This is a genomic window from Candidatus Palauibacter polyketidifaciens, assembly GCF_947581785.1.
GTDB classification, from domain to species: domain Bacteria; phylum Gemmatimonadota; class Gemmatimonadetes; order Palauibacterales; family Palauibacteraceae; genus Palauibacter; species Palauibacter polyketidifaciens.
In genome coordinates this window covers 1-6577 of sequence record NZ_CANPVO010000027.1, presented here as the reverse complement: position 1 = coordinate 6577, position 6577 = coordinate 1, and the positions used below count along the sequence as shown (strand labels likewise).

Here is a 6577-nt window from a genome sequence, read left to right as displayed (position 1 = left end):
ACTGGATGGCGCTCGACGCCAAGCTCCGCACCTCGATCGTCGAGGGCATCAGCGTGTTCCTGTCGCTCTTCGACCAGCCCGAGGTCGCCGGCGTGTTCTGCCCGCCGCCGCCGGGCGAAGAGGAGTCGCCGTCCGTTCCCGCGTCCGGCCATACGGATGGCGCTGCGGCCGACGACGCCGACGCCGAACCGGACGCCGCCGACGTGCTGCCCCTGCCGGGCCTCCGGCGCCGGCTGCCGCCGCTCAGCGACCTGATCGAGGGCGGCAAGGTGCTGGCGCTCAACATGCCCGCCGGGGCGAATCCGGCGCTCGCCCGCGCCATCGGCGTGCTGCTCAAGAACGCCTGGATGCAGGCGCTGCTCCGGCGGCCCGCCGAGGCCGCCCGGCGTCCCGGGCGCTACATGCGGCCCGCCGTGTTCATCTGCGACGAGTACCAGGCGTTCGCGACGGTCGGGCAGGACGACCCCTCGGGCGACGAGAAGGCGTTCGCGCTGACCCGGCAGTGCCGGTGCGTTCCGATCGTGGCCACCCAGTCGATCTCCTCGCTCCGCTCCGTGCTGCCCTCGGGCGAGGCGTGGCGCACGCTCGTCCAGACGCTCCGCACCCGGATCTTCCTGTCGCTCTCCGACGAGGCGTCGGCGAAGATCGCGTCGGAGATGTGCGGCTCCGTCATGAAGACGCAGGCCTCCTACACGTTCACCGAGACCACGGGCAGGCCCGAGTTCTCGCTCCTGTCCGGGCGCGCCGGAGGCGGACGCGGCACCATCGGCGCGAGCAAGTCGTTCCGCCGGCAGAGGGAGCCCGTGTTCACGCCGCGCGAGTTCGGGCTGCTTGCCAACTACCAGGCCGTCTGCCTCCCGTACGACGGCGTCAGGTCGCTTCCGGCCACCCGCGTCTACCTGAAGCCCCATTACCTGCCCAGGGAGACGGGCTACTGGCGGCAACGCGAGGAAGGCCGGATATGAAGCGCGCGAGCGGGGTCGGCCACCTCACTCCGTTCCTGCCGGGCCTCGAGGGGCTGCTCGGGGACCCGGACGTCTCCGAGATCATGATCAACGGCCCCGGCAACGTCTGGGTCGAGCGGGCCGGCAGACTGGAGCCGCGCGAGGCTCCGGCCCTCACCGCGGCCTGGCTCCACCGCGCCGCCATCCACATCGCCCGGCCGCTCGGGCTCGATCCCGCCGCGCGGCCGATCCTGGACGCGCGGCTGGAGGACGGCTCGCGCGTTGCGATCTGCACGCCGCCCGCTTCTCCCGAGGTCGCCATCACCATACGCCGGTTCGGGGGCCGCGCGTTCTCGGCCGAGGATCTCGTGCGCCTGGGCTCGCTGCCCGAAGACATCCTCGAAGCCGCCCGGGCCACGCTCCTCGGCCGCCGGAACGTCCTCGTCTCCGGCGGCACGGGCTCGGGCAAGACCACGCTCTTGAACGCGCTGATCGAACTGCTGCCCGACGACGAGCGCATCGTTGCGATCGAGGACACCCTCGAACTGAGGATCGACAGCCCCAACTGCGTCCGGTTCGAGGCCGGGGCCACGCTCACCGAGACGCCCGTCGAGATCCGCGACCTGGTGCGCCACGCGCTCCGCCACCGGCCCGACCACATCGTCGTCGGCGAGGTCCGGGGCGGCGAGGCCGCCGACCTGCTGCAGGCGCTCAACACCGGCCACGGCGGATCGCTCACCACCATCCACGCCAACAACGCGCGCTCCGCGCTCTCGCGGCTCGCGAGCTGCGCCATGCAGGCCGGGGACGCGCTGCCCTGGGAGGTGACCTGCCGGGGCGTCGTCGACGGGATCGCGCTCGTCCTGCACGTGGCCCGCCGCGGAGGCAGGCGGTTCGTCGAGGACGCGCTCGAGGTCGGCGGCTACGACGCGGCCACCGGCCACTGGATCACCGGGCCGCCTGAAGCGGGCCGGGGAGAAGAACCCACACCGAAGGAGATGAACCCATGAGCTGGAACGGCAGCACCATCCCCATCGAGACGTTCGAGGACTTCGACCGCGAGCTCGCGCGCGACGCAGGCGACACGCTCGGAGTCCCGGCCTACATGGCCGAGGAGTACGGCCTCTTCCCCGAGGACGTGGGGAGCGAGGACGAGATCGCGGCCGCCTGGCACGACCCGCACGGCGCCATCGGCGGCGAGGAGGTGGACGGATGAACCACGACGAATACCACCGCAAGTTCGCCGATGCGATCATCGAGCAGATCAAGCAGGGCACCGCGCCCTGGCAGAAGCCGTGGGCGCCGGGCGAGCGCGTCATGCCCATGAACGTGGACACCGACCGCTCCTACAGGGGCGGCAACAGCCTGCACCTCGCCGCCGCCCAGCAGGAGCACGGCTACGGCGACGTGCGCTGGGGCACCTACCGCCAGATCCAGGCGCGGGGCGGACAGGTCAGGAAGGGCGAGACCGGCACGCGCATCCTCTCCTTCCAGGACCACAAGCGGATCGCCGTCACGGACGCACAGGGCCAACCGAGGCGGGATGCCGAGGGAAAGCGCGTCTACCGCTACGAGAAGCTCAAGACGCCGTTCGTGCGGCAGTACACCGTGTTCAACGCCGAGCAGGCCGACGGGCTGCCGGAGCGCGCGAACCCCACTCCCGAGCCACTGTGGAAGGCGCACCAGGAGGCCGAGAAGGTCATGGAGGACGCGGGCGTGCCCATCCGCCACGTCCAGGGCGACCGCGCCTACTACCACATGAAGCGCGACGAGATCGTGCTGCCCGAGCGCGGCCAGTTCCCGTCCGCCAACCACTACTACCAGACCGCGCTGCACGAGCTGGGCCACAGCACCGGCCACCCCGAGCGGATGGACCGGGAGACGCTCGCCGAAGGGATCAAGAACGGGTTCGGATCCCCGGACTACGCGCGCGAGGAGCTGCGGGCGGAGATCAGCGCCATGATGACCGGCGAACGCGTCGGCGTCGGCCACGACCCCAGCCGGGGTGCGGCCTACGTCGAGGGCTGGGTCCAGGCGCTCGAGGAGGACCCGCGCGAGATCCGGCGTGCCGCGGCCGACGCGCAGAGGATGTCCGACTTCGTGCTCGCGCGGCACATCGAGCGGGAGACGGCGCGGGACACCCCGCAGCCTACTCGGGAACCCATGGCCGTGGCCGCCACCCGCGCGCCCGGACTTCAGCGGATCCAGGTGCCCGTGCCCCAGATGCCGACGCCCCAGCGCGGCGCCGGGCCGAGCCGCTGACGACCGATGAGAGGCAAGGAGACGTTCGGCCGCACGGCCGGACCGGACCCGCGCCCCGCCGCGCCACCCAGCCGCAATCGCTTTCCGATGCGGAAAGGCCACCGCCGAGAATACGCCGCGGGCCGGGAGCGCGGGTCCACCATCTCCTTCCGCGAACGCTGCGCTGGGGCGCTGACCGACATCGGCGTCCACGGTGCGGTCTCCTATCGCGACCTGTCTGAGACCCGCTTCGGCGGGCACCCCTACACCACCCGCCGGGCCGTCAACGGCTGGATTGACGACGGCCTCGTGACCGAGACCACGGCGACGGGACCGAACGGCAACCCGTTCAAGATCCTGACCCTCACTCCCCTGGGCGTGGCCAAGGCCCGCAGGCACGCCGCCGCGATGGGGATGGACCGGGGGCAGGCGATCGGGATCCCCCGGATCCGGGACGCACAGGCCCGCCACGACACCGCCGTCTACATCGCCTGCGCCCGGGAACGGGAGCGCCTGCGCGAGCAGGGCGCCAGGGTGCGGCGCGTCCGGCTCGACCCCGAACTCAAGGGCGCCATCGCGCGCGCGAGCGAGTCGGAGCGCCGGAAGAGGGGCAGGCGGGCAGCCGACGCCGAGCGGCACCGCATGGCACGCGAACTCGGCCTCCCCGTCGACGACGAGGGACGGGTCCTGCACCCCGACGCGCAGATCGAGTACGAAGACGCCGAGGGACGAACCGGCCGCGTCAACATCGAGGTCGCGTCCGGCAACTACAGCAAGGAGACCGTCAAGGCGAAGGCGGCCGCCGGGTTCCGGGTGCACGCCAGCGGACCGGCCGCGGCGGGCATGCTCAAGTGCCTCGGCCTGGGCTCCGGCGGAGACGGTTCCTGGCTCAAGGGACCCGCCGACCGCGATCCGGCTTCCGTCGAACTCTGACCCGCACGGAGGACTCGCCGATGCAGCCATGGAAGATCAGCGCCGGACTCACCGCCGCGCTTGCCGGTGCCACGTTCCTCCTCGGCGGATCACGCCTCGAGTACCTCGCGCCCCACTGGGCGCTCATCCTCGCCCGGCACGGTGCCTCGGTCGGGCTGCACGCGGCGTTCGCCGTCGTGACCGTCGCGGCCGCCATCTACGGCGTCGCGCGCGCCACGGGGCTCGCCGACCTCGGCAGCCGCGTCGGCCTCGCCGAACGGTCCGTCCGGCGCGGCGAAGGGGACCAGGACCTCACCGACGCGCTCCGCAGGGACGCCGAAGGAGACTGGGAGTGAAACGCCGTATGAAAGACCGTCCGACCGTCGAGAGCCTGCCCGCCACATGGCGCAAGCGGGCCAAGGGGCTGCGCCGCTACGGGGTCGAGACCCCCGCCACAGCGCTCGAACGATGCGCGGAGGAGCTGGACGCCACCCTCGTGGAGAGGGACGAGACCACCTACTCGCTGGTCGAGGCTTCCCGCGAGAGCGGATACTCCGCCGACCACTTGGGACGCCTCGTCCGCGATGGCAAGATCCCCAACGCCGGGCGGCCCGGCGCACCCAGGATCGCGCTGAAGGACCTCCCCCGGAAGGCCCATGCACCGGCCGAGCCGCGACTGGCGGAGAAGCGGCGATCTAGTGAAGTTTCGAATGCGCAGATCGTGCAGTCCATCATCGACTGCATTGACAGCTTCCAGTACCATCCACAGCCGTCCGCCAGTAGTCCAGTAACATCCTATAGTACATTGGTTTATCGTCGCTTGCGGCAGTTTCCACATCCTTTGCAGTTTATCAACATCCCGTGTATTCTTCTCCGTGTAGTGTTGCAATAAGTGATACGCATATGGGAAGGAACCCACCATGAAACGACCCAGGACGCTCACCGCCGCCTTCGTCCGCACGATCAACCGTCCGGGCGTCTACGGCGACGGCCGAGGCGGGCGGGGACTGAGCCTCCGGGTCCACCGGACCAAGGCCGGCCGCATCAGCAAGACGTGGCGCCAGCGGCTTCGGATCGAGGGACGGCTCACCTCGGTCGGGCTCGGGCCGTATCCCGAAATCACGCTCGCCGAGGCGCGCCGCAAGGCGCTGGACAACAGCCGGGCGGTCCGCCACGGCGGCGATCCGCGCGGGCACGGCGTCCCCACGTTCGCCGAGGCGGTCGAACGCACCATCGAGCTGCACCGCGACGGCTGGAAGGCAGGGGGCACGGTGGCCGAGGAGTGGGCCGCGACGTTCCGCGTCCACGCCGTGCCCCTGCTTGACAAGCCTGTGGACCGGATCACGAGCGCGGACGTGCTGGCGTGCCTCGCGCCGATCTGGGCATCGAAGCCCGCCGCCGCCCGGAGGGCCAAGCGCCGGTTCTCCGCGGTCTTCCGCTGGTGCGTTGGGAAGAATCTCCGCCCGGACGACCCGGTGGACCGGGCGGTCGCGGCGCTGCCGAGGGCGAACGGCTATGCGCCCACCCATTATCGCGCCCTGCCGCATCGGGAGGTTGCGGCCGCGCTCCGGGTGATTCGCGGGGTGAAGTACATCCACCCGTCGGCGATGCCGTGCGTCGAGATGATCGCGTTGACGGCGGTGCGGGCCGGAGAGGCGCGCGGGGCGCGGTGGGACGAGATCGACCTGGAGGCGGGCGTGTGGACGATCCCGGCGTCGAGGATGAAGGCCGGTCGCGAGTTCTCCGTTCCGTTGAGCACGGGCGCGCTCGGCGTCCTTGAGCGGGCGCTTGCCTTGGCTCCGGACTCGTCGCTGGTGTTTCCGTCGCGGACCGGCGCGGTGTTGCCGAGGAACGCGCCGGGGCGTGTGCTTCGACGGGCCGGGGTCGCCGCGACGGTTCACGGGTTCCGGTCGAGCGCGCGGTCGTGGATGGCCGAGACAGGCGTCCCGGCGGAGGTCGCGGAGGCCTGCCTCGCCCACGTCCCGAGGAGCCTGGTCGTTCGGGCGTACCAGCGCTCCGACCTGTTGGAGCGCCGCGCCGAGGTCATGCAGGCGTGGAGCGAGTACGTCACGCACCAACAGGGAGCCGCCCGGAGCCGATTTGACCCCGAGACGGGGCTCGGAGGCCGTTTCGGAGGCATTTCGGGGAATCTGCGGGCCGCAGGATCGCGTCAGATCGACGATCTCGGGTCTCCGAAGGGTAGAGGCAGGGCGGAAAACGGCGGCGCGACAGAAGCCGCCGCCGTCGCCGAGGAGTAACGTGGTCGGCCTGTCCGCCCTCGCCGTCCGCGAGGCGGGCGGCCAAGAGGTCGAGGAGCTTGGCTGCGACGGTCCGGCCGAAGCTGTTCCGGGCGGTGCCCGGTGGGACGTTTTCGCGGGTGCCCCGCGTGGCTGGCTTGCCACTGTTATGGTGACAAGCCAGCATACCCCGTGTATAACACGGGAGCTCTGGCGAGGGGTGCTCCGCCCCCTTCGATCCCC

General features: G+C 71.3%; 8 protein-coding genes. All 8 read left to right on the top strand.

What is annotated here, in order from left to right; translation table 11 throughout:
* A partial coding sequence (locus RN729_RS08105) for a TraM recognition domain-containing protein (protein WP_310783516.1) occupies positions 1-965 on the top strand: 965 nt, incomplete at its 5' end.
* The gene (locus tag RN729_RS08100) at positions 962-1954 is read left to right on the top strand and encodes an ATPase, T2SS/T4P/T4SS family (protein WP_310783514.1); all 993 of its coding nucleotides are present in this window, start codon (positions 962-964) and stop codon (positions 1952-1954) included. The genes RN729_RS08105 and RN729_RS08100, both read left to right, overlap by 4 nt.
* Positions 1951-2160: a hypothetical protein gene (locus tag RN729_RS08095; protein ID WP_310783512.1), complete on the top strand. Its 210-nt coding sequence runs from the start codon at positions 1951-1953 to the stop codon at positions 2158-2160. The genes RN729_RS08100 and RN729_RS08095 overlap by 4 nt, the downstream gene beginning before the upstream one ends.
* On the top strand, positions 2157-3206 hold the full coding sequence (locus RN729_RS08090; protein WP_310783510.1) for a zincin-like metallopeptidase domain-containing protein: 1050 nt from the start codon (positions 2157-2159) through the stop codon (positions 3204-3206). The genes RN729_RS08095 and RN729_RS08090 overlap by 4 nt, the downstream gene beginning before the upstream one ends.
* An 87-nt stretch (positions 3207-3293) precedes the next feature.
* Positions 3294-4118 carry a hypothetical protein gene (locus RN729_RS08085; RefSeq protein ID WP_310783508.1) on the top strand — a complete coding sequence of 275 codons (825 nt, stop codon included), beginning with the start codon at positions 3294-3296 and terminating at the stop codon, positions 4116-4118.
* A gap of 20 nt (positions 4119-4138) precedes the next feature.
* The gene (locus RN729_RS08080) at positions 4139-4453 is read left to right on the top strand and encodes a hypothetical protein (RefSeq protein WP_310783506.1); all 315 of its coding nucleotides are present in this window, start codon (positions 4139-4141) and stop codon (positions 4451-4453) included.
* A gap of 8 nt (positions 4454-4461) precedes the next feature.
* On the top strand, positions 4462-4989 hold the full coding sequence (locus tag RN729_RS08075) for a hypothetical protein (RefSeq protein ID WP_310783504.1): 528 nt from the start codon (positions 4462-4464) through the stop codon (positions 4987-4989).
* 28 nt (positions 4990-5017) lie between these two features.
* Positions 5018-6355 carry a tyrosine-type recombinase/integrase gene (locus tag RN729_RS08070; protein WP_310783502.1) on the top strand — a complete coding sequence of 446 codons (1338 nt, stop codon included), beginning with the start codon at positions 5018-5020 and terminating at the stop codon, positions 6353-6355.
* Positions 6356-6577: the final 222 nt, after the last annotated feature.

Bases quoted from the DNA above. Each gene is read 5' to 3' on its own strand.
- RN729_RS08080 (WP_310783506.1), top strand. From the start codon at position 4,139: ATGCAGCCATGGAAGATCAGCGCCGGACTCACCGCCGCGCTTGCCGGT.
- RN729_RS08095 (WP_310783512.1), top strand. From the start codon at position 1,951: ATGAGCTGGAACGGCAGCACCATCCCCATCGAGACGTTCGAGGACTTC.
- RN729_RS08090 (WP_310783510.1), top strand. From the start codon at position 2,157: ATGAACCACGACGAATACCACCGCAAGTTCGCCGATGCGATCATCGAG.
- RN729_RS08075 (WP_310783504.1), top strand. From the start codon at position 4,462: ATGAAAGACCGTCCGACCGTCGAGAGCCTGCCCGCCACATGGCGCAAG.
- RN729_RS08085 (WP_310783508.1), top strand. From the start codon at position 3,294: ATGCGGAAAGGCCACCGCCGAGAATACGCCGCGGGCCGGGAGCGCGGG.
- RN729_RS08070 (WP_310783502.1), top strand. From the start codon at position 5,018: ATGAAACGACCCAGGACGCTCACCGCCGCCTTCGTCCGCACGATCAAC.
- RN729_RS08100 (WP_310783514.1), top strand. From the start codon at position 962: ATGAAGCGCGCGAGCGGGGTCGGCCACCTCACTCCGTTCCTGCCGGGC.